This window comes from Alsobacter sp. SYSU BS001988 (assembly GCF_054796215.1).
Genome location: NZ_JBTAMK010000004.1, coordinates 1 through 21,260 on the forward strand (window position 1 = coordinate 1; position 21,260 = coordinate 21,260).

Here is a 21,260-nt window from a genome sequence, read left to right on the forward strand (position 1 = left end):
ATCGAGATAGAGCTGATGGAAGGCATGGCGCGTCCTTGGTTGGATTGACCTGGACGCGATGCTTCGGCCGAAGCCTCGTGGGGAGATCGCAGTCCCCAGAAGGCGAATTTCATCTGCTAGGGTCGGCGTGTCAAGGAGGCCGCCGGCCCCCTAATCGCCTCTGTTCTGGGGCGGAATGAGTGACTACAACATCGCACGTTTGTGATTTCTAGGTCCGCGCCGACTTCTTACAATCGGCACCCCCGCCCCAGCTCCGGCAGGGCCTCTCGCCCCGCTCCCGTCAATTCAACGAAACGGAGAACCGTGTCGTCGGGTGACGTCACACGTCCCAGTAGCCCGGCGCAACCTGGTGCAGCGAAAACACGTAAGGCGACTGCGCAACGTTCTCCTGACTCTGCGAAAAGGAAATGAGCACGTCCTCGCGCGAGGCTTGGCCGCTCTCCAGGACAGAGATCCAGTAGTTGAATCCGCTTGCCTCCGGAGGCCGGCCAAGCACGTTCGAATACAGATCGCCAACAAAGGCATCTGTGCTGATCTGGTAAGCGGGTCCGAACTTCGCGGTGAATTCGTTGCTGACGAGGAGGGAGTAGGAAATCTCGGGTAGTGGGACAAAGTCGGCCTCATGGATCCAATAATTTAGGCCAGGAGTATCGTAGGGCCGGCCGAGGCCGGCTTCGTAGAGAAGGGCGACGTCGATGGCCTGATTTTGGTCGTGTGACATTGAGCTTCCCCAGGAGGCTTTGATTCCAACCGCTTTGCGTGCGCATCACCGGTCAATCATCGTTGTCATCCTCGTAGTGGTGGCGCCGCCACTCCCACCGTCTCCTGGCCTCTTCACGTCTCAGTTGCTCTTCGCGCCAATGGTGGCGCCGCCATTCTTCGCGTCGGCGGTCTTCGTCCCAGCGCGGGCGGCCCCATTCCGGCTCTCCGTACCACTGAACCGCGACAGTGGGTGGTGCGGTTCGGTCTGAATTTGCGGCTCTCGCGCCCGCGGACGAGATGGCGCAACCGACGGCCAACGCCGCCCAAAATGCATTCCTCATCATTTCGACCTTTCGAGCTTAGGACCCCGTACCCCTGCACGCGGCAGGAGCGGTTGGGTCCTCAACGGACTAGGGCTCGCCGGGATCCCGCCAATGTGAGCACCCGTGCGGTCGCGTTGGCGAGGAGGGCCGGCCGGTGGCGCTCGCCAAACAGCAAGTCCGGAGAGCTTCAGCCCGCCACCTTGGGGCCAAAGGACCTACAGCGACCGGCGTCCTAGGCCATTCAGGCCATCGTACGAGCGACAGAAAGGTTGTAAAAAGGCCAGGTTATTCGCTGCGCCACCCGCCCGTTCACCTGGAGGGCCACTTGAGCAGCATCGATTTCAGACCCACACCCGTTCGTTTCGGGCCGAGGCTGATGGCCGCCTTGGGATTGGCTGCTCTAGGCGGTATTGTTGGCGTGTGTCTCATCGAAGGAGCGCGCCTCCACCACGCCTCGTTAACCAACTACGCACAATTTGTTCAGGACAACGTGAGCCAAGCGTGTGGCAGCCTTGCTGTCCAAGATGAGCATTGTGGCGCCGTGCTGAGGCAGCTTCTGTCACGGCATGAACAGGCGCTATCCCGGCGGGATGAGAGCCCTTTGCCGTGACCCGCCGGGCAGTGCTGGCAGCCATGTTCGGGAGCATAATTTTAGGCGCAGCGCTCGCCTGCGACTTGCCCCAGGTGGACCGTCGCCTAGAGGCCGCCAACGAACATGCGTTTTGGGCTGACTTTTGGGACGAGTTCGATCCCCGCGAGGCCGCCGCCGAGCGAGGCTACTGTCTTTTTGAGCTCAAGGCGGCGATTGCGCTGATCCACAACGCCGACTGCGATACGCACCGGCGCGCGCAGATTTTGGGGCGATACGCCAGAGAGCACGCCCGCTCCCAGAGCGGATTCGGATGTGCCCTAATCAGTCCTCAACCGCCCAGCCATGAATCGCGAATTGTTGGCCTGAGGTGAACTCAAGCCCGTCGGATCACCCAAAGGCAAATGCAATCTGAGCCAGGAACGCGTTCGCAGTGCTCGAGCTCAGAGCGGTCTGAGACTTAAGCGGCCAACGGATCGATGGCCGCGAAGTCCTTCTGTCGGGCGTTGTTCATGGCCCGGTTCATCGTCTGCCGAGCGCGCTCGCGTGGCCAGCGACTCCGGTCGCCGAGCCCAACAGCGCGAGAAGCCCTGCCTGGATCAGGCATGGCAGGCCGATGTTACAGGGGGCGGTCGCCCAGAGCCATGCGCGGGCCAATTTCCTAACGCGGCTCCCTGACCAGCAACGCTGCCGCCCCGGCGAACATGACGGTCAGCATGCACTGCGTGCGACGGGGTGCGTGGCCGCCGCGAAGATTGCGAATAGTGAAGTCTTGGACGCCTGGACCGCCAGGCGGTGGCCTTCGTGCAGGAGGTCGCGCACGGCCGCGCCAGCCTCGCTTACGGCCACATCCTGTCCAAGCGGGCAGAGCCGGACTTCATGGCGGGCGATATGACGAGACATGGCTTGATCCCCAGTCCCGACAGTTAGCTCCGCTCCCACCCCCTACATCTACGCGAGCAGCGGATCGGTGGCCGTGAGATCCTTTCGCCGGGCCTTATTCCTGGACCGGTCCATCGGCCGCACCACCAACGGTCTGGAGCGGCAGGAGCAGCTTGTTCATCCGGCTCTAGATTCGGGCCTGACCGTCCCGGCGCCCGCACTGCGTTCGCATTCTCCAATCAGGGCAAGAATTACGTAATCCCAATCTGCGTACTTTATTTGATTCAATGATTCTTCATTTCTGGCGCAAATAACTTAAGTCATGAGATTGGGATCGTTCATGAAGGTCTTCCCCCGTTTCACTGAGGATAGCTCCGGCGCAGCCGCCATCCTGTTCAGCGTTCTGGTGATCCCGTTGCTGGCGGCCGCCGGCATGGCCGTCGACTACACACGGGCGTCGACCTCCCAGACGGCCCTGCAGGGCATCACCGATTCCACGGCCCTGACGGTCGCCGCCTCTTCGGCCACGGCTGATCAGGTCCAGTCCGCCGCCGAGACGAACGCCAATGCACGGGTGAAACCGAGCTATGCGTTTGCGGGCGGTCTCACCGTCACGGCGACATTGTCGCCCGACGGCAAATCCGTGACGGTGCAGACCAGCACGAGCGTCCGCAACTCGATCTTCAGGATGTTCGGCCAGCCGACCACCGAGATCCGGGCGTTGGCGCAAGCGTTTCGGGCGGTGACCGGTAGCATCGAGCTCGCCATGGTGCTCGACAATACGGGATCCATGGCGCAATCGGGCAAACTGACCACCCTGAAATCCGCCGCCACCACGCTGGTCGATACGCTCACCAGCGATCCGAAGGCCGACGTCAGCATCGGACTGGTGCCCTTCAGCGTCTACGTCAATGTGGGACTGGGGAACCGCAACCAGTCTTGGATTTCCGGCGCGACCGACTCCAGCAACACCTACCAGGTCTGCACGGCAGCGGGCTGCAACACCTCCTCGCCGGTCACGCGCGTCTACAATTGCCAGACAATGACGGGCACCGGCTCCAATGACGGCGTCCCCTACACCTACACCTATCAGCAGTGCCAGTATGAATATGGAAGCCCGGTGACGACCTGCTATCCGGCGTCCTGCTCGAACCGCACCGACACTTACAAGTGGTATGGGTGCGTGGGCTCGCGCAACTACCCGCTTAACCTGACGGACGCCAGCCCGAGCGTCCCCTATCCGGCGCTGATGAACATCACCTGCGGGGCGCCATTGGTTCCGCTGACGAAAAGCTACTCCAGCGTGAAATCGGCGATCAACGCCATGACGGCGAGCGGCGAAACCTACGCGCCAGCCGGACTGGTGTGGGGACTGAACATGCTGTCGTCCGACCAGCCCCTGGGCGAAGCGCTGCCCTATGACGCGTCGGGCGCGAATAAAAAGCCGCGCAAGGTCCTGGTCTTCATGACGGATGGGGTCAACACCCGCTCACCGACCTATCCCACCCATAACGGCGGCAGCCGCGCCTTGGCGGACCAATATAGCGGGACGCTGTGCCAGACCATCAAGAGCCAGCACATCGAGATCTTCAGCATCGCCCTGATGGTCGACGATGCGCAAGCCAAGGACATGCTGCAGCAATGCGCATCCGGGGCGGACCACTATTTCGACGCCAGCGACTCCGCCGCGCTCAAGAGCGCCTTCTCGCAGATCGCAAGCTCCCTTCAGCAGACCTATCTCGGCCGCTGACGGGGTCAGCCCTGCGTCCTCCCTAGTCCAATGAACCAGACAGAGAACGCCAGCATCAAGGCGGCGAAGATGATGACGCCCAAAACATCCTGCGTCACCGCGCCGGCGCAGCCCGAGGCCGCTTTCCTGGCCAAGTCGCAGGCGACATGGCCGAGGGGGCGCGTGAGCGCATCGCTCAGTCCTGACATCGGATCGTCCTTGAAGATGAGGGAGAGAGGAGGGGCGGGCCGGAGACTGGCGTTTCACCGGGTGAGTAGCGCGCCATTCTGGCTGTGGGCGAGGGGCAGCGACGTCTGCATCTTCTGCAGGTCGGCCCGGGCGGTCGTGCTTCCTGCAAACTTCACCTGGTCGGCGATGATCGGCATGAAGGACGAGGACTGGCCAAAGCCGCTTCCGCCATTGATGGTCAGCGTTTGGGTGGGCAGGTAGACCGAGCCGGTCAGGGTCATGTTCGCGCCGCCGTTGAGCGTAGCGCCTGCGCCGGCGTTCGAGGCCTTGTCCTGCATGATCAGCATTCCGGAATAGAGGCCGCTGCTGGGCGCCGTGAGCGAAATCGAACCGCCGGCGCTGATCGAGAAGCCGGCCCCCGATCCGGTGAGGTAGAAGGCGACGCCTGCGCCGGTCACATTCGCCTGGCTGGCGATGGACAGCGGCCCATCCTTGATGATGTAGACGCCGGGATCCAAGGTCGCCGTGCCCTTGATGGTGAGCCCGCCGCAGAAGGTACCGGGCGTGAGGCTCTTGGTTTGGCTCGGTTGCACCTGCAGGTTGTTGTAGCTGCACCCGCTGCTGGACGGCCTCGCGAGATTGGCGAAGGGGTCGGCCACCGGCGAGCAGCCGGTGAGCGGCGTCGGCGTCAAAGAAGACGGACCGGTAAAGCCCCCCACGCTGCAAAAGCCGGCGGCCTGAACCGGGGATGATCCCTGCACCGAGATGGCGCTGGGACTGATGGAGTTGGCGTACAGCGCGCAGCCATCGGCGTTGAGGCTCGACGACCCGGAAATCAGGATGGAGTCGTTGGCGCTGGGGTTCAACGCCAACACGCAGGCGATCGGGCCGGACCGCGTCGTTTGCGCGGTCGCGCGGGCGCTGGTCGCGATGGTCTTCATGCCGATGACGTTCAGGAGCGACGTGGGCACATCCCGGGTCGCCGTCACACTGGTGTTCAGCCCGTCCCAGGTGACCGCGACGGAAGCGCCGCTGATCCTGGCGTCCGTGAACAGGGCCTGGGCCGCCGTCCTGCGCTGGTCCGAAGTGGCCAGCGGCCCCATCAGCGCCACCTTCAGCGCGGCGGCGTCGGTCTGCGCCTGCAGGATGGCTTGATTGGTGTAAACGCGGGTGAAGTCGACCGCCCCGCCGGCGGCGACGGCGACGGGCAGGAGCGTCAGCGAGAACACGACCGCGGCGGCGGCGGAGGTGTCGCGACCAAAGTAAAGCAGTCGGCGCATGGCGTTTCCCTCGGTTGGTCCGGGGAGAATGCGTCAATCGAAACGAAGCCCAAAGGTGAAAGGATTCTGAATGTAAACACGCATTCATTAGCATCAAGCGTTTTTGGCGAGAACTAATTTTTCAATTTCTTAAAACATTTACGGCGTCTTGGACGTCACCTGGTCCACTCTGACTTTCTGAAAACTACGACTTACCATTAGAGAGCGGATCGGGCGTGGCTGTCCGGCGTGCGCGCCTTTGCGGTACAAAGGAATTCAGCTCTGAGTGAGGCAGGTCTCGGGAAGACTGCATTTTTCTGGTTCTACGTGAGCCTTGGGAAAGGTTTGCCGGACAGCATGCCTCTCCTGTGTCCCCCTCAAGCCGATACATCCCCGAGTAGGCATACATGGCGTCGAAAGCGGCGACCTTCTCCTCAATCGTAACGGGTATCGGGCGTCCCGATGGGGTCAGAACCCCGATCATCCGACCACATGGATGGAGCACGAGGCACCCCTGAGGATGGGCTCCGAACGGTTGTCGCTTCTCGCCTGTCACCGTGTCGGCGAGATCAAAGGAGCGCAAACGCCAGACACCAACAGGAGACGACGACATCGTTTTCTCCTCTTCTGTTGTCGAGAGTATACGCCCTCCGCCGTCATGGCGCTCACCGTCATGGCCGTCCGTCTACACGAGCTTTGAACGTCGCGGATCCGTCTGGAACAAAGGCGCCGATCTGGAGCGACCGAAACGCGGCAGCCGTGGACCGCCAAAGTTTACGGCTCGAATTCGGGGAATGTTCCAGCCCGCCGTGCCGACCACGGAGGGACGCCCGGTCGGCCCCAAGCCCCCACTAGCGCACCTGCTCCACCTTGAGGCTGCCAGGGGGGAGCGGCTTGAGCAGTTCGGGCTCGGGCCGGGTGAGATCAAGCCACGCCATCCAGTCGTGCTTTGGCAGCACGACCATCTGGCGATCATGGATGGGCGCCACCTCGGGTCCCGGCGCCGTGGTGAGCAGGGTGAAAGCCTCGCCTCCCGTTCCGGACTGCCGCCAAATCCCCGCGAAGCAGAACCAATCCTCGCCCACCATCGTGAAGCGCCACTTGGATTTCGGCGCCTTCGTGCCCGTGAACTCGAAGAAGTGCGAGGCGGGAACAAGGCACCGGCCATGGGTGAAGCGCCGTCCCTCCGACCGGAAATTGATTACGGGCCGAGCTTTGGGCCGTCCTGGATGGAAACCCCACCTGAGCTGCGCCAGTTCCACCCCATCGTCCACGCGTCGAATCACCGGCGCAGTCTCCGTCGGCCAGATGTCGTCTCGCGGCTGCAGATTCGGCGCGCCGCTTGGCGTGAAGACCGGGATCTTTATCTCGCTAAAGGCCTCCAGATAGGCGCTGTAGGGGATGTGGTTGCCATAGTCGTTGCACATCCGCGCCGCCTCCAGCCTCCCTGGCGGAACACGATGCGGGTTGACTGGTTCCCGCAGGCATCGCCCCCCACCCTTCGGTCAAGTCGCCGGGGGTGTTAGATGTGTGACGTCGTCCCATGCGCGGTGAACGGTGATCGCAGGCTCGCCGGCCGCGCGGTCAGCCTGAAACCGGTTGCGGCGGCTTTAGCCCAAGCCGGCGCAAACTTGAAGCAGTCTCGCGCCAACGACCAAACTGCCCGCCGATCACAGCAGTCGACGTTCGCCACCTGAGTGGTCACCGCGGCCCGAAGCAGGGATGGTCACGGCTTGGAGTTGCGGCAGCGCCCTTGCAGGCGTCATTTTCGCGTCCCGCGCCTCTTTATTCATCGGCTAAGCGTCGCTGATTTTCGAGATGTAGCGGCTAACCGAAGCGGCGACGATCTCCTTGCCGCGGGTGTCGATCTGGCCTCGCCCAGAGAATGACCCATAGATGGCATCGTAAGAATAAGGGTCCAGCAGAGACGCCATTGTCTGGATCTTCGCGGCCGAGAGCGGGATCAGGTTTGGGTAGGACCACATGAAGCTCACATGCCCGCTCGGAACGACTTGCAGGATATCGCCCGACAGCAGCACCCCGCGGCCCCCGTCCCAGTCCGCCCAGTGAAGAACGGTGCCGCCCTCGAAATGTCCCCCCAGTCGGAGGAGTGTGAGCCCCGGGCCAATCGGGTTGGCGTCCCCTTCCCAGTGCCGGATGACGGGATCGGGCCTCATGACCCAATGCCGGTCGGCCGCGTGCAAGTAGATTGGGACATCGCCGAGGCCGCGGCTCCACTCCACCATGGTTGTGTAGTAGTGCGGGTGGGAGATCGCGATCGCGGTCACACCTCCAAGTCCCGCGATAAGGTCTATGGTTGCCTCGTCAATCAGGGAGATGCACTCCCACAGCACGTTGCCTGCCGAAGTTCGCAGCAGAAATGCGCGTTGCCCGATCCCGAAGCTCGGCGTGGTTTCGATGGTCATTATGCCCGGGGCGAGGCGCCGAAACTTGTTGCTGTGGGCCTTCTGCATGCCCTCAAGCGTCGTCCAGCACTGGCCCGAGGAGGGGACAAATTGGCGCTCGTCGGTGCACACGGCACAGGTGGGCGGCGGCGTGATGGACCGAGAGTACTGCATCCCGCAAGCAACGCAGATGCACTCCGACATGGTCGAACCCCCACTCTTGAATGAGAGGCGGAGGCAATCCCGCCCTGCCCCAATTGACATAGGCAAGGACGGTAAACCCGTTGCACCCGCCAAGAAATCCTTCTTCGGAGCCATTGGCTTGCTGATCGCTCCGACGTCGCGGTAGCCACGCCCCGGCGGCCCCGCCGTGCTACCAGGCGGATGGAGCCGCGCACCCTGCACTCGTCTTCCAGCGTCCACTCGCCGGCATCAAGGTAGCGCCACACGCTTCCGCGTTGCGCCTCAATCCCGAGGCCGCGTCGACCCTGCTCCTGCGTGGAGACGCGGTAGTAGGCGACATAGCGTCCAGTGGCCATCTTCCGCGTCCCCCCGGATCGGATCCCTAGGCAGCGTGGATTACACATGCCCAGGAGCACATGACAGGGGCGCTCGCCCGAGCCACGCCTGCATCGTCGTCGCGGCCGCCTGGCGCGAGCGTGGACGAGTTGGTCACCTCCGGATGTTCGGTCCTGGCCGGCTTGCAATGAAACCCCTCCGTTCCATATGCGTTCTGGGTCGGCGCGAGCTGCGCCTTGCTCCAAGGAGCCGTCGATGCTGGACGAACACCATGCTCGGGAGCGCGGCGACGCACGCGCGAAGCTCGATCTGCATGCGAGCCTGCTCGATTGGCGGCGCACGATCGGCGAGCTCTATGCCGACATCCGCAAGATGGAGCCCGAGCGAGGCTGGGCGTTGTGGCGCGAGACCCGCGACCGGCTGTTCCGCGGCCACGCCCAATCGCCGCTGTCGCAGACGCGGCGCGCCCAGTTCGAAGGCGTGAGCTACTTCCCGTATGATCCCACGATGCGCTTCACGGCGGGGCTGCAGCCTGCTCGTGAACGCGCGACGATCCGCGCCGAAGCCGGGAAGGACGGACTGATGACGCTCGTGCCCTTTGCGCTCACGCAGGGGCTGGAGCAGCCGCTCGGCCGGGAGCTGACGCTCTACTGGATCAGCGGCTACGCAGGCGGCGTGTTCCTGCCGTTCAACGACGCCACCAATGGCTGGACGACCTTCGCGGGCGGGCGATACCTGCTCGACACCATCAAGAGCGCGGATCTGGGCGCCGCCGAGGACGGGCGGCTCATCCTTGATTTCAACTTCAGCTACTACCCCTCCTGCGCCTATTCGGAAGCGTGGGTCTGCCCGCTGTCGCCGGTCGAGAACCGTCTCACGCAGGCCATCGCGGCCGGCGAGCGCGACGCCCCCGACGCGCGCCGCGAACCCGCGGGGCTGCGCCTGGTCTGACGGCGAGTTGATGAGCCTTCCGCGATTGAGTGCTTGCGCCGGGTTGTTCAACGGATAGCCTGCCCGGATGAACCTCCGGGGGGTTATCCACATGCGTATCGCGCGTTTTCTCGCCGTGGCGGCGACGTTCACCTTCGTATTCGTGTCGGCCGCCTCCGCCCAGACGATCAAGATCGGCTCCAAGAACTTCACCGAGCAATTCGTGGTCGCCGAGCTTTACGCTGCGGCGCTGGAGGGCGCGGGCTTCAAGGTCGAGCGCAAGATCAATCTCGGCGGCACGCTGGTCGCCCATGAGGCGCTGAAGAGCGGCGCGATCGACCTTTACCCCGAATACACCGGCACGGGGCTCAACGCCGTCATGAAGGCCCAGGGCGTCACCGAGACGGACCCCGAGAAGGTCCGCGGCATGGTCAAGGCCTTCTACGAAAAGGAGTTCAACCTGACCTGGCTGAAGCCGTCCAACATCAACAACGGCTACGCGATCGTGGTGCGGCCCGACACCGCCAAGGAATACGGGCTCAAGACCCTGAGCGACCTCGGCAAAGCGTCGTCCAAGCTGAAGCTCGGCGCCGGCGCGGAATTCGTGGATCGCCGCGACGGCATCAAGGGCCTAAAGGAGGTCTACGGGGCCGAGTTCCAGGAGTTCAGGCAGTTCGCCGCGCTCCGGCTGCGCTACGACGCGCTCGCCCAGAAGCAGGTCGACGTCGCCAACGGCTTCTCGACCGACTGGCAGATCGCGGCCGAAAAGTTCATCGCGCTGGAAGACGACAAGTCGCTGTTCCCGCCCTACTACCTCGCGCCGGTGGTGCGCCCCGACATCGCCGCCAACGAGAAGGTCGTGGCCGTGCTCGAAAAGGTCGGCGCGATCCTCGACAATCCCACCATGCAGGAGCTGAACCGGCAGGTGGAGGTGGATAAGAAGGAGCCCCGCACGGTGGCGGCCGCCTTCCTGAAGGCGAAAGGCCTGTGACCTGAGGGTCGGGCCAGGTCCGTGGGGGTGGAACCTGCAGATGGCGCGGTGGTGCTCGGCGGCGCCGCGGTCGGCGTGGCCGACATCGTCGCGGTCGCGCGCGGCGGCGCGGCAGTGCGGCTCGACGCTAGCGTCGGGCCGCGGCTGGAGACGGCCCGCGCCGTGGTCGAACGGGCGCTCGCCCGCAACGACGCTGTCTACGGGCTGACCACCGGGCTCGGCGCGGCGGTCGACACGCGCCTTGGCGCGGACGAGATCGCGGCTTTCCAGGCCCGCGCCATCCGGGCCCGCGCGGTCGGCGTTGGCGACCGCATGGCGCGCGACGAAGTTCGCGCCATGCTGGCGGCGCGCCTCGCCGGCCTGTGCCGGGGCGCCTCCGGCATCTCTCCCCCGCTCGTGAGCGCCGTGGCGGCGATGCTGAACGCGGGCGTGACGCCCTGCGTGCGCCGCATCGGCTCCCTTGGCGAGGCGGATCTGAGCCCGCTCGCGCAAGCTTTTTTGCCGCTGATCGGCGACGGCGAGGCCGAGCGCGACGGCGCCATCATGCTGGGCGCCGACGCCATGGCGGCGGCCGGGCTCGCGCCCGTGAGGCTGGCCGCCAAGGACGCGCTCGCGCTCATCAACAGCAACGCCCAGAGCATCGGTCACGCGGCGCTGGCCGTCGCGGACCTGCGCGCCGTCTTGCAGGCCGGCCTGCTCGCGGGCGCTCTGTCGCTGGAAGCCTACCGCGCCAACCTGTCGCCGCTCGATCCCGAACTGAGCCGCCTCCGCGGACTGGAGGGCCATGCGGCAGGCGTGAACGCGATGCGGGGCGCGCTGGAGGGTTCATCCCTGTTCGAGCCGGGCGCCGCGCCCCGGTTGCAGGACCCGATCTCGTTCAGGAGCCTCGCGCCCGTGCTCGGCTGCGCCCTTCAAGCCTGCGAGGCGGCGGCGGCCGTCGTCACCGCGGAGCTGAACGGCGTCGGCGACAGCCCCGTCGTGCTTCCCGAACGCGACGCTATGTTGTCGAGCGTCAACTTCGACACCACAGAGCTCGCCCTCTCGATGGAGGCCGCCGGGCTGGCGCTCTCGCATGTCGCCGCCCTTTCGGCCGCGCGCGTCACCAAGCTGATGTCGCCCGGCGCCAGCGGGCTCCCCCGTTTTCTCACCCGCCATGGCGGGTCGCATTCGGGTTTCGCCACCACGCAAAAAACCGCCTCGGCGCTGGAGGCCGAGATCCGCCACCTCGCCAATCCCATGGGTGCGCTGACCCTTCCGGTGGCGGACGGCGTCGAGGACTACGCCCCCATGACGCCGCGCATCGTGGAGAAGACCCACGCGGCCGTGCGCCGCTTCGCGCGGCTCGCCGCAATCGAGCTCGTGGTCGCCGCCCAGGCCGTGGACCTGCGCGAGCCGGCCGCGCTGGGCCGTGGCGCCGCCCTTGCGTACGGCTTCGTCCGCGCCGACGTGGCGCCGCTGGACGACGATCGGCCCATGGGACGCGAGTATGAAACGCTGGCGCTGCGCATCCTCGACGGCGGGCTGCCGTGGCGGCTCGACGCCGCGGAACCGGCCGCATGACCTGGCTGGTCGAGAACTACGACCGCCTGCTGGTCGCCCTGTGGGAGCATATCCAGCTCGTCGGCGTCGGCCTCGCGATCTCTCTCGCGCTCGGGTTGCCGCTCGGCGTCGTGGCGGCCCGGCGGCCCGGTTTCGCGGTGTTCATCCTTCTGGCTTCGGGCGCGCTCTACACGGTGCCGGCGCTGGCGATCTTCGCGCTGCTCATCCCCTATCTCGGCCTCGGCTTCTGGCCCGCCATCGTGGCGCTGGTGGCCTATGCGCTGCTGATCATCATCCGCAACGTGTCGACAGGGCTGCGGCAGGTCTCGCCCGACATTCTCGACGCCGCGCAGGGGATGGGCTACGGGCCGATGCGGCGGCTCTTCGCCATCGAGCTGCCGCTCGCCATGCCGGTGATCGTGGCAGGCGTGCGCATCACGGTGGTCACGCAGGTGTCGGTCGCCACCGTGGCGGCCTTCATCAACGCGGGCGGGCTGGGCGACATCATCTTCCAGGGCATCACGCAGGATTTCGGCGAGAAGGTCGTGATTGGCGCGATCGCGACCTCGGCGCTGGCCGTGGCCTGCGACGAGACCCTGCGCCGGGTCGAGATGCGGCTGCGCGCCGCGCAGGCGGACGCACTGTGATGGCCGGCACGCCCTGATGGCGCAGTGGATCGCCGACAATCCGCGCATCTTCATCGTGGCGCTGCAGAACCATCTCTGGCTCTCGGCGGTGGCGCTCGCCGCCGTGCTGCTGATCGCGCTGCCGCTCGGGCTGGCGCTGACCCGCCGCCGCTCGCTGGCGAGCGTCGCCATCGGGATCGTCAACATCCTGCGCACCGTGCCCTCGTTGGCGCTGCTCGTGATCATGCTGCCGGTGCTCGGAACGGGCTTCCTGCCTTCCGTCGTGGCGCTGACGCTCTACGGCCTGCCGGCGCTGCTGCTGAACACCTATACGGGCCTGACCGAGGTGGACCGGGACATCGTCGACGCCGCCCGCGGGCAGGGGTTTTCGGACCGGCAGGTGATGACCCGCATCGAGATCCCGCTGGCGCTGCCGGTGGTGTTCGCGGGCGTGCGGACCGCGGCCGTGCAGATCGTGTCGGCCGCCACGCTGGCGGCCTTCATCGGCGGCGGCGGGCTCGGCGAGCTCATCACCTCAGGTATGGCCAATTTCAACTTCCCGCAGCTGGTGGCGGGCGCGCTCGCCGTGGCGCTGCTGGCGCTCGCGGTGGAGCTCGTCTTCGCCGGGCTAGAACGGCTGATGACGCGCACGACGGGGCTTCGCGACTGATGAAAGGCGTTGGCGCGTGATCAGGCTTGAGGGTGTCACGAAGCAGTTCCCGGGCGCGGCGCGGCCCGCCGTGGACGCGCTGGACCTCGAGGTCCCGTCCGGCCGCACCTGCGTGCTGATCGGCCCCTCCGGATGCGGCAAGACCACCACGATGCGGATGGTGAACCGGCTGATTGAGCCCAGCGCCGGCCACATCATCGTGGAGGGCGAGGACGTGACGACGGTGGATCCGGTCGGCCTGCGCCGGCGGATCGGCTACGTGATCCAGCAGGTCGGCCTGTTTCCGCACATGACCATCGCCGACAATGTCGCGGCCGTGCCGCGCCTCCTGGGCTGGCCGGAGACGCGCATCCGCGAGCGCAGCGCCGAGATGCTGTCGCTGGTGGGTCTGGAGCCCGGGCAGTTCCTGTCGCGCCACCCCCGCCACCTGTCGGGCGGCCAGCGCCAGCGGGTCGGCGTCGCCCGGGCGCTTGCGGCCGATCCGCCCGTGATGTTGATGGACGAGCCGTTCGGGGCCATCGACCCCATCGTGCGCGGGCGCTTGCAGGAGGAGTTCCTCGACATCCTGCGGCGTCTGAAGAAGACCGTGATCCTGGTCACGCACGACATCGACGAGGCGATCCGGATGGGCGACCTCGTCGCCATCATGCGCGACGGCCGGCTTGTCCAGTACGACGCGCCCGAGCGACTGCTGGCCGCGCCCGTGGATGGCTTCGTGGCCGATTTCGTCGGGGCGGACCGGGCCCTGCGCCGGCTGTCGCTGCTGCGCGCCATCGACGTCGCGGAGCCGGGCGACGGGGGCAGATTGCGGTTGCCGGGCGCGTTGTCGGCGCGCGACGTGTTGTCGGCGCTGCTGGCCGAGGGCCGGGACGTCGCCACCATCCTGGACGGGGAGGGGAGGCCGGCCGGCTCGCTCACGCTCGCCGCCATCCAGCGCCTGGGCGTGCTCGACAACCCCCACCCGGAAGGCGCCGCGCGGGCCTAGCCGGGCTGCCGGTAGCCGGCCTTGTCGGCGGCCTCGGCCTCGTCGCGCAAGACGGCGTAGTCGGCGGCGTCGACCGCTGCGAAGCCGGACAGCCGGAGGCGCGCCAGAGTGGCCCGGCCGGCGTCGTCCCGCGAGAGCCCAAGCAGGGCGGCGCGCAGGCCCGCAAGGGTGGCGGCGCCCACCGCCGGCGAGGCCGCCAGCAACGGCATGGGGCGGGCCGCCGTGGTCGCCACAATGCGCAGCCCCGCGGCCGTGTCGGGCTCGTGCGCCAGCAGCAGGTCGTGGAAGAACGAGTCCAGCGGGCCGATGTCTATGGCGCCGGACAGAACGGCGTCGATCACCCGCCGCGGCGTCTGCAGGCGGCCGACGCTTTGGGCATATAGCCGCCGCCCGCCTGCCGCATAGGGCAGCAGATGCGTCCGCAGCGCCTGGAAGCCGGACTGCGAGTGTTCCGCCGTCCAGCCGATGCGCCCGCCGAAGCTGTCCTCCAGCGTCCGGATCGGCCCGTCCGCGCGCGCCACGAGCCGCGTGGCGTAGTGGGGCCGCCCGTCACCGCTCGCCGGGATGGGGGCGGCCACAGGCTCCAGGCCGAAGCCGCCGGTCGCGAATGGGTAGCCGCAGATAAACGCGAGCCCGAGGTCCGGCCGGCGCCACAGCTCTTCCAGCGGCGCCGGCGCGGCGTGCGGGATCGGTTCGAGCGCGACGCCCGACATCGCGGCGACCCGCCCGAACAGCGCCGCCCAGGCCTCCGCCACGGCGGCGTTCACCGCATACATGCGGGCGTTGGCGACGAGGCTCACGCGTAGCGCAGCCGCTGGCCGAGGCCCATCCGGGCGGCCTTCTCGAGCATGAAGTGCCCCAGCGCGATGTCGGACAGCGACAACCCGCGATGCCAGAACAGGATCGTCTCGTCGTCCCTCTCGCGCCCGGGCTTCCGGCCGGCGACGATCTCGCCCATCTCGGCGTGGAGCGTCTCGGCCGAGAGCTTGCCGGCGTCCACATGCGGCCGCAGCGCCCCGAAAGGCCCGCCCTTGCACTGGCCCCAGTCGTCCACCACGAGCTTCGACATGATGTCGGTGAGCGACAGCTCCACGGCGCTCATGGTGCCGTACGGAACCACGAAGGCGCCCGGCTTGATCCACTCGGTCTTGAGCAGCGGCTCGGGCGCGTTGAGGCGCGACGCCTCCACGACGATGTCGGCGCCCTCCACGCAGGTGCGCCAGTCCGGCGTCGCGACCACGCGTTTGCCGAGGTCGGCGCTGAGCCGCTCGGCGAAAGCGTCGCGGCTCTCCGGCCGCCGCGAATGGACGCGGATCTCGTCGAAGTCGAACAGCGAGTCGAGCAGCCGCACGTTCCAGTAGGCCGTGCCTCGCGCGCCGATATGGCCCAACACCCGCGAGCCCTTGCGCGCCAGGTGCTTGGCCCCGATCGCCGTCACCGCGCCGGTGCGCATGTCGGTGAGATGGCTGCCGTCCACGATGGCCTTGGGGACGCCGTTCAGCGGGTCCATGAGCAGCAGCAGCCCCATCTCGGAGGGCAGGCCCTGCTGGTAGTTGTCCACGAAGTCGCCGATCACCTTCACGCCGGCCCGAGCGATAGGCGCCCGGAAGGCGCCGCGCAGCACGTTGAAATGGCCGTTCCCGCCCGCGCTCGGCATCAGGTGCACGCGTGGCTCGATCACGGTCTCGCCCCGCCCCTGCGCGGCGAGGCCCGTCTCCACGGCCGCGATGATCTCGGCGTCCGTGAGTTGCAGGGCCTCCACGTCGATGGCGTTCAGGTAGTGGATGTACATCTCGGCTTTCTGCATGCCGTCGCTCTCCTGGCGCTCGCCCCGGCTGCCCCCGGCGGGGGAACATTACATTGTTCGTCCCAGTGTCAGTCGCTGAGCGCGATAGGGTTCCACTCTAATCCAGGGCGACTGAAGCCGTCTCGGGGCGAACTTCGGTAGACAGGCGCGAGCAGAACCCGAGCGTCGCGCTGCATCGCGTCAGCGATTGGGGCCGGCTTCGCAGTCGACCCGGCTGGCCGGCGTGGGCAAGACCACGATCACGCGGTCGATCAAGGCGGGGAAGCTCTCGGCGATGCTCTGGAATGACGGGTCGTACGAGATCGATGTCTGCGAGCTAAGTCGCGTCTACAAGATCCGCGCTGAGACGCTTGCGGAACTTCGCTAAGAGCCCGATCTCGATCCCAGGAGGAATTCATGTCGACCTTGCTCTTCCGCTTCGGCGCCGCCGCCGCCATGCTGGTGGCAAGCCCTACGCTGGCCTTCGCCTGGAAGCTCATCGGCAACGGCTGACCCCCGTCTCAAAGCCGTCTGATCCCTGCCGCGATTCAACGCGCCTCGTCGCGGCTGAGGTCTCCGGCATCCGGGTCGTCGTGATGGACCGCCGCAACCCGGATTCCGCCGGCATGGGTAAGAGAGAACCAGTTCTTTCGCTCCTCGACCGAAAACGGGCGGCGCAGGCCGGGCGGTAGCGCACCATCGTCCCGGGGTAAGCCACGTCGGACATCCCGGGGCATCGCCGCGGCCGCATTGGTGGAGGAGCGCATGGCGAGGGTTCAAGGACGGGGTACGCGAAAGGCACGCGCCACCGTATCCGTTGAAGCTGGCGCTCACGCGACGCAGCAGTGCTCAATCCTGGGCGGCGTCAGCTTCACCTCCTCCGGCGAAGCCCATCGTACCATGAGCGGACACGATGAGAAATGTACGGCCCCCTGGTCCTTCCGTCCTGCCCGCACTTTGCGCAAAATGGGGCGAGCGGCTCCGGGCTCGAGAGGCGTGCGCCTTTTGATGCGCCCGCGGGTTTGAGCGCGCGACATCTGACCCCATCGGAGCGCAGCGTCATTGAATGCTCGTCTCGGATACAACCGACTCGTCAGCGAGCCTAATTAGCTCATCCTGAAAGACCTTGAGCTGGAAGGCTTGCAGGTCAGCCCGCAAATCCGCCGGAATTTCGAGCTGCTCCAGCAACCTGTCGGCTCCTTCGAGCAAACGTTGAGTAGCAGGGTTTGTGATGTCACTTGCAAACATCTTCATTCGGTCCAAGTCTAACGAAAGGCTCAAGAACAAAGTTTCTGCGAGATCTCGAGCCGCTTGTGCCAAAAATCTTCGCAGAAACGGCTCTGCATCGCGTGAGGTTTTGACAGCGTCGAGCTCGTGGACATTGTCATTCAAGAATTTGCCAAGTGAAAAATTTCTCATAGCGTTCCTCTTGTTTTCGACGAGGGTTGTTGCAGGTAAACACGTCGCTAATTCGGTTTGACGTCGCGCAGCAGCGTCGAGAGGGCGCGCCGCGCTTCGGTCTCCGTCCGTGTGGCGAGGCCATGCCGGAATGCGCCGTTACGGTTTCCGGATGGACCACCGCTCCCGGGCGCCCCGCCGTGCAGCCGGCAGCGCTTCTTTCCCCGCAATGCCGCCTTCTGACAAGGCTGGCCGGCCCGCGTCCGCGCCCCACACCGGGGCGCGTTGCGCAGCCCTTCAGTCTGGCTGGTCTCACGATTCATGGGGTCGCCTCGCGAGTTTCTGGGCCCCCCGCCGGCGCCGGCTAGACTGGTTGTTGACGAGCCCGACGACGGCCTGCCCGCCGGCCTCGACCGTCACCCTCTCGACCCGCACGGTCTGCACCGCCGGGCGGCGCAGCTTCGCCAGCGCCTCGACCTGCCCGGAGAAGGCCCGGAGGAACTTCGTGGCGACCACTCCCGTCGCCGCGAAATGCGGGAGCGTGGGATCGGTCACGCCGGTGCGCCCGAGGAGGCGCATGGCGACGACGTGGGTGACGGCCATCTGGGTGGCCAGGGCCGCCTCCAACTCGTCCTTTGGCTGGATGCCGGCGATCAGCGCCAGGGCCGCGTTCATTTCCACGGCATCGGTGCTCTCGCCGAGCATGCCCGTGCGCAGGCCGCGCGAGACAAACCGGATCTGGGTCCGAACGAAGCTGTCGGACACCGTCCCGAAGGCGCGGCGTGCGACTGTCATCCAGCCTTCTTCGTCGTCATGGATCGGACGGATGATCGGCCGCCCGTCGAGGGATTCGCCCAGCCGGACCTCGGGCACCTGGATGGCCGCCTTTCGGGGCCGCTCCTTGCGCATGGCGCGGCGCTCGGCCCGTGTGGTCCGGTGCGGCGGAGGCGGTTCGCGGATGCTCTTGGACGGCATTGCTCGCCCAAGCCTCTCGCCGCCGTCCGGGAGTTCTGGGTTGGTCGGCCCCACCGAATTCGCAATGGGCGAAGTTCCCGTTGCCGCCACATTGGAGGGAGCGGCGGTCACCTCCTCGGCCCCGTGACGCATGACGCAAGATGACGCGTTTTCGTCATCATCGATCTTAGATGCGTGCAGGTTCAGGATCATGGAATTCGCGTCATGATCCGTCATGCGTCACGCTTCAACCGTATGCCTCGGAAACCGCGAGCGTCGCTAAAGCGGTGTTCAGCAAACCCTCGACTTTGCAGCCGAGATGCAAACGTCCTCGCGCTGACCTCAGATTCAGAGAACTGCTCGTAGGACATCCGCAGCTCGCGCGATCTCGCCGTATAACCCTCGTCGCCAATCTCGCAGCACTCGCCGATCCAAGAACCGAAGACGTCCTGGTCTGCGAAGTAGGTCTCGGTGGCAGACGTAACGCTCGCTGGCCGCAACAGGCCGGAGGTCTGCCAGTCCAGCGCGCCATCGATCATCCACCGCAGGATCCCGGGCGCTTCTTGCTTGAGCTTCTCGGTCAGGTGCTGGTCAACAACAGTCGGGGTTACGATGAACGGAACGATGGCGAAACGCCGGCGGGCGGCGTCGTCGACCACCCTGAGCCTGGGCTGATGGTTTCCCGCGACGATCAGCTTGAACTTCGGCGTGAACTCAAAAAAGTTCTCGCGCATGAATCGAGCCCGGATCCGGTCGCCGCCAGTGAGCTGCTTGATCCGAGCTTCATCCCATGCGCGTCCGACCTCGGTCTCGGAGGCGGTGACGAGGCGAGGGCCATCAAGCATCGCGAGATCGGTCGGATGTTTTTCGTGCGCTGACGCCGTGAACGCCGTCATCGGGGCCGTCGCGGCATACTCGTGGAGCACGCTGATGAGCACCTCCTGGAACACGCTTTTGCCGTTCCCCCCAGGCCCATGCAGGAACAGCAGCGTTTGCTCACGGGTGACGCCGGTGAGGCAGTAGCCTGAAAACTGCTGCAAGAAGCGGATGACTTCGGCGTCTCCGCCCAGCGCCTCGTGGAGAAACGCCGTCCAGCCCGGACATTCGGCCGTCGGCGCAGGCGCGACCGACGTGACTTTCGTGATCCCGTCCTGAGGATCGGCCAAACGCAGCATGCCCGTCTTCAGGTCCACCGTTCCACCGGGTGTGCCGAGTAGGAAGGGATCGACGTCCCAATTGGCCGCCGTCGCCTTCATCGCGCCTCGCGCGAGCTTTTCGACGCCCTTGGCGAAGGCGAGGGATCTGGCCTGTCTGATCTCGGCTCCGTGGCTGGAGCGGGAACGCTCCCGGGCGATCTCTCGCGCATGCTGAAGCGCACTGTCCGTGCTGTCGATGCGCCAGCGCGTTCCGTCCCACTCGAACCACGCTCCCTTGCTGAAGCAGTAGCGCAGTCGGTCCTTGAACCGCCGAGTGAAGGCCTGCGCAACACCATCCTGGGTGACGAGGTCCTGGCGCCCGGGAAACAGCTCAATATCCGAGGGGAGCGGCTTGACCGTCACCAAGGGGGAATCGGCCGGAGGATCAGCCATGGCCGATCCACCCCACCCCGATGCCGCCGAGGTCGACGCCAAGCGCACTGGGCCGATCGGGGCTGCAATGGGTGTTACGGCGCGAGAACCGCCCGGCATGAGCATCGTCAGCCCCTCGTTGAACCGCCAGTGCAACAGGCTCCGGGGCGGGAAGGGCAGGCCAACACGAGCATGCACGATGAGCAGGATAAGCCCGAAGAGGGCGCTGGCCAAATCCGGGACGGAGCCGAACACCGCGAGAGCCAGGGGCAAGATGCGCGCCTCCATCAGACGCCCTCCGCCGTTTTGGCCCCGGAGATCACACGGGGGAGGAGACCTTTGAACAGCGCGTTCAACTCACGGACGTGGCAGTCGCCCCCCATGGCCGCGAGCTGGCCAAGATCATGCAGCTCCCGCGCGGCGGCGACTCGGTCGATGATCACGATGCCCTTACGGCCGGACCGCAGCCAGCCAAGGGGGTCGGGGTGGACCGGCAGAGCCCCGTGATCCTGAAGGCGCGGGCCGAGCGGATCGCCGAGGACGGCGGCTCGGCCGCACCACGTCCCCAATCGGCCGGAACGCGGGGCCCACGCCGCGAGGTCGAAGGGCCGCCCGTCCGCATCGCGCAGCAGGAAGATGAGCGCGCCTTCGCTCTCCTCGTCCGGACCGACCTCATCCTGGAAGGCGAACCGCGCGCCCGTGAAGTGCACAATGGCGTGCTTGAGGTCGTCCGGAGCGGCGAGCGCAGAACTGGGGATGCCCTGGCGGGTCAACCAGTCGACGTGGCTCTCAGACACCGGGTCGCAATCGGCGTGGCGCTTGTCGACTTCGGTGAGGGGGAAGAAGAAACCGTGCATCAGCCCGCCCCCTTCTCGATCAGCGCGCGGATGTCCTCCACGCGCCACGCGGTGATGCGCGGCCCGAGCTTCACCGGCTGCGGATAGCGCCCGCGCGAGACCCCCGCCCACCACGTCGACCGCGACACGGGGATGGGGCCGCGCGGGGCGAGGATGGAGGTGAGGCGGAGAAACCCGGATTCGGGCAGGGGAGCGACGCCGCCCAGGAGGCGCGCGTTATCGTTCGAAGCGGTCATGAGACCCTCGCTCTTGGCGTTGCATAACGACAAGCCTGGACAGGGCGCCGGGATTGCACCGGGCGCCTGTCACGCGTAGGGTTTACCCGCTCCTAGCAGAGCACGGGGGAGACCCCAGAGAGC

The 21,260-nt window shown here is 66.3% G+C and carries 20 protein-coding genes; 7 read left to right on the top strand and 13 right to left on the bottom strand.

Annotated elements, in window-relative coordinates; genetic code table 11:
• Positions 1-319: 319 nt before the first annotated feature.
• Positions 320-721 (bottom strand): DUF4214 domain-containing protein, encoded by a 402-nt coding sequence (locus ACYVO7_RS09475; protein ID WP_460449593.1) that lies wholly within the window; start codon positions 719-721, stop codon positions 320-322.
• Between the two features lie 2,115 nt (positions 722-2,836).
• On the opposite strand from ACYVO7_RS09475, the gene ACYVO7_RS09480 reads away from it, so the two are divergent.
• Positions 2,837-4,246: a TadE/TadG family type IV pilus assembly protein gene (locus tag ACYVO7_RS09480; protein ID WP_460449594.1), complete on the top strand. Its 1,410-nt coding sequence runs from the start codon at positions 2,837-2,839 to the stop codon at positions 4,244-4,246.
• Between the two features lie 242 nt (positions 4,247-4,488).
• On the opposite strand, the gene ACYVO7_RS09485 is transcribed toward ACYVO7_RS09480, so the two are convergent.
• The 4 genes from ACYVO7_RS09485 to ACYVO7_RS09500 form a co-directional block, all read right to left on the bottom strand.
• Positions 4,489-5,643 carry a TadE/TadG family type IV pilus assembly protein gene (locus ACYVO7_RS09485; RefSeq protein ID WP_460449595.1) on the bottom strand — a complete coding sequence of 385 codons (1,155 nt, stop codon included), beginning with the start codon at positions 5,641-5,643 and terminating at the stop codon, positions 4,489-4,491.
• 235 nt (positions 5,644-5,878) lie between these two features.
• On the bottom strand, positions 5,879-6,286 hold the full coding sequence (locus ACYVO7_RS09490; protein ID WP_460449596.1) for a lipocalin-like domain-containing protein: 408 nt from the start codon (positions 6,284-6,286) through the stop codon (positions 5,879-5,881).
• Positions 6,287-6,524: 238 nt separating this feature from the next.
• Positions 6,525-7,100, bottom strand: coding sequence for an SOS response-associated peptidase (locus tag ACYVO7_RS09495; protein ID WP_460449597.1), 576 nt, complete (start codon positions 7,098-7,100; stop codon positions 6,525-6,527).
• A gap of 369 nt (positions 7,101-7,469) precedes the next feature.
• Complete coding sequence (locus ACYVO7_RS09500) at positions 7,470-8,147, bottom strand: MBL fold metallo-hydrolase (protein WP_460449598.1); 678 nt, start codon at positions 8,145-8,147, stop codon at positions 7,470-7,472.
• Positions 8,148-8,852: 705 nt separating this feature from the next.
• Between ACYVO7_RS09500 and ACYVO7_RS09505 the strand changes: the two genes are divergently transcribed.
• The 6 genes from ACYVO7_RS09505 to ACYVO7_RS09530 all read left to right on the top strand — a co-directional run bounded on the left by ACYVO7_RS09505 (position 8,853) and on the right by ACYVO7_RS09530 (position 14,338).
• The gene (locus ACYVO7_RS09505; RefSeq protein ID WP_460449599.1) at positions 8,853-9,548 is read left to right on the top strand and encodes a DUF1684 domain-containing protein; all 696 of its coding nucleotides are present in this window, start codon (positions 8,853-8,855) and stop codon (positions 9,546-9,548) included.
• Positions 9,549-9,639: 91 nt separating this feature from the next.
• Positions 9,640-10,518 (top strand): glycine betaine ABC transporter substrate-binding protein, encoded by an 879-nt coding sequence (locus ACYVO7_RS09510; protein ID WP_460449600.1) that lies wholly within the window; start codon positions 9,640-9,642, stop codon positions 10,516-10,518.
• 27 nt (positions 10,519-10,545) lie between these two features.
• Complete coding sequence (locus tag ACYVO7_RS09515; protein WP_460449601.1) at positions 10,546-12,078, top strand: HAL/PAL/TAL family ammonia-lyase; 1,533 nt, start codon at positions 10,546-10,548, stop codon at positions 12,076-12,078.
• Positions 12,075-12,704, top strand: coding sequence for an ABC transporter permease (locus ACYVO7_RS09520; protein ID WP_460449602.1), 630 nt, complete (start codon positions 12,075-12,077; stop codon positions 12,702-12,704). The genes ACYVO7_RS09515 and ACYVO7_RS09520 overlap by 4 nt, the downstream gene beginning before the upstream one ends.
• 16 nt (positions 12,705-12,720) lie before the next feature.
• On the top strand, positions 12,721-13,353 hold the full coding sequence (locus ACYVO7_RS09525) for an ABC transporter permease (protein ID WP_460449603.1): 633 nt from the start codon (positions 12,721-12,723) through the stop codon (positions 13,351-13,353).
• A 16-nt stretch (positions 13,354-13,369) separates the two neighbouring features.
• Complete coding sequence (locus ACYVO7_RS09530) at positions 13,370-14,338, top strand: ABC transporter ATP-binding protein (protein WP_460449604.1); 969 nt, start codon at positions 13,370-13,372, stop codon at positions 14,336-14,338.
• Here ACYVO7_RS09530 and ACYVO7_RS09535 read toward each other — a convergent pair.
• The 8 genes from ACYVO7_RS09535 to ACYVO7_RS09570 form a co-directional block, all read right to left on the bottom strand.
• Positions 14,335-15,138: a phosphate/phosphite/phosphonate ABC transporter substrate-binding protein gene (locus ACYVO7_RS09535; RefSeq protein ID WP_460449605.1), complete on the bottom strand. Its 804-nt coding sequence runs from the start codon at positions 15,136-15,138 to the stop codon at positions 14,335-14,337. The genes ACYVO7_RS09530 and ACYVO7_RS09535 overlap by 4 nt on opposite strands.
• On the bottom strand, positions 15,135-16,145 hold the full coding sequence (locus tag ACYVO7_RS09540; protein ID WP_460449606.1) for an ornithine cyclodeaminase family protein: 1,011 nt from the start codon (positions 16,143-16,145) through the stop codon (positions 15,135-15,137). Before ACYVO7_RS09540 ends, ACYVO7_RS09535 begins: the two co-directional genes overlap by 4 nt.
• A gap of 1,038 nt (positions 16,146-17,183) precedes the next feature.
• On the bottom strand, positions 17,184-17,543 hold the full coding sequence (locus ACYVO7_RS09545; protein WP_460449607.1) for a hypothetical protein: 360 nt from the start codon (positions 17,541-17,543) through the stop codon (positions 17,184-17,186).
• Positions 17,544-17,590: 47 nt separating this feature from the next.
• Positions 17,591-17,845: an HGGxSTG domain-containing protein gene (locus ACYVO7_RS09550; protein ID WP_460449608.1), complete on the bottom strand. Its 255-nt coding sequence runs from the start codon at positions 17,843-17,845 to the stop codon at positions 17,591-17,593.
• Positions 17,835-18,713, bottom strand: coding sequence for a hypothetical protein (locus ACYVO7_RS09555; RefSeq protein ID WP_460449609.1), 879 nt, complete (start codon positions 18,711-18,713; stop codon positions 17,835-17,837). Before ACYVO7_RS09555 ends, ACYVO7_RS09550 begins: the two co-directional genes overlap by 11 nt.
• On the bottom strand, positions 18,710-20,332 hold the full coding sequence (locus ACYVO7_RS09560) for a phage/plasmid primase, P4 family (RefSeq protein WP_460449610.1): 1,623 nt from the start codon (positions 20,330-20,332) through the stop codon (positions 18,710-18,712). The genes ACYVO7_RS09555 and ACYVO7_RS09560 overlap by 4 nt, the downstream gene beginning before the upstream one ends.
• Positions 20,332-20,901 carry a hypothetical protein gene (locus ACYVO7_RS09565; protein ID WP_460449611.1) on the bottom strand — a complete coding sequence of 190 codons (570 nt, stop codon included), beginning with the start codon at positions 20,899-20,901 and terminating at the stop codon, positions 20,332-20,334. Before ACYVO7_RS09565 ends, ACYVO7_RS09560 begins: the two co-directional genes overlap by 1 nt.
• On the bottom strand, positions 20,901-21,137 hold the full coding sequence (locus ACYVO7_RS09570) for a helix-turn-helix transcriptional regulator (protein WP_460449612.1): 237 nt from the start codon (positions 21,135-21,137) through the stop codon (positions 20,901-20,903). The genes ACYVO7_RS09565 and ACYVO7_RS09570 overlap by 1 nt, the downstream gene beginning before the upstream one ends.
• Positions 21,138-21,260: the final 123 nt, after the last annotated feature.

Bases quoted from the DNA above. Each gene is read 5' to 3' on its own strand.
- ACYVO7_RS09490 (WP_460449596.1), bottom strand. From the start codon at position 6,286: ATGTCGTCGTCTCCTGTTGGTGTCTGGCGTTTGCGCTCCTTTGATCTC.
- ACYVO7_RS09475 (WP_460449593.1), bottom strand. From the start codon at position 721: ATGTCACACGACCAAAATCAGGCCATCGACGTCGCCCTTCTCTACGAA.
- ACYVO7_RS09550 (WP_460449608.1), bottom strand. From the start codon at position 17,845: ATGAATCGTGAGACCAGCCAGACTGAAGGGCTGCGCAACGCGCCCCGG.
- ACYVO7_RS09570 (WP_460449612.1), bottom strand. From the start codon at position 21,137: ATGACCGCTTCGAACGATAACGCGCGCCTCCTGGGCGGCGTCGCTCCC.
- ACYVO7_RS09500 (WP_460449598.1), bottom strand. From the start codon at position 8,147: ATGCAGAAGGCCCACAGCAACAAGTTTCGGCGCCTCGCCCCGGGCATA.
- ACYVO7_RS09480 (WP_460449594.1), top strand. From the start codon at position 2,837: ATGAAGGTCTTCCCCCGTTTCACTGAGGATAGCTCCGGCGCAGCCGCC.
- ACYVO7_RS09505 (WP_460449599.1), top strand. From the start codon at position 8,853: ATGCTGGACGAACACCATGCTCGGGAGCGCGGCGACGCACGCGCGAAG.
- ACYVO7_RS09560 (WP_460449610.1), bottom strand. From the start codon at position 20,332: ATGGAGGCGCGCATCTTGCCCCTGGCTCTCGCGGTGTTCGGCTCCGTC.
- ACYVO7_RS09555 (WP_460449609.1), bottom strand. From the start codon at position 18,713: ATGACGGATCATGACGCGAATTCCATGATCCTGAACCTGCACGCATCT.
- ACYVO7_RS09520 (WP_460449602.1), top strand. From the start codon at position 12,075: ATGACCTGGCTGGTCGAGAACTACGACCGCCTGCTGGTCGCCCTGTGG.
- ACYVO7_RS09565 (WP_460449611.1), bottom strand. From the start codon at position 20,901: ATGCACGGTTTCTTCTTCCCCCTCACCGAAGTCGACAAGCGCCACGCC.
- ACYVO7_RS09545 (WP_460449607.1), bottom strand. From the start codon at position 17,543: ATGAGAAATTTTTCACTTGGCAAATTCTTGAATGACAATGTCCACGAG.
- ACYVO7_RS09495 (WP_460449597.1), bottom strand. From the start codon at position 7,100: ATGTGCAACGACTATGGCAACCACATCCCCTACAGCGCCTATCTGGAG.
- ACYVO7_RS09510 (WP_460449600.1), top strand. From the start codon at position 9,640: ATGCGTATCGCGCGTTTTCTCGCCGTGGCGGCGACGTTCACCTTCGTA.
- ACYVO7_RS09525 (WP_460449603.1), top strand. From the start codon at position 12,721: ATGGCGCAGTGGATCGCCGACAATCCGCGCATCTTCATCGTGGCGCTG.
- ACYVO7_RS09540 (WP_460449606.1), bottom strand. From the start codon at position 16,145: ATGCAGAAAGCCGAGATGTACATCCACTACCTGAACGCCATCGACGTG.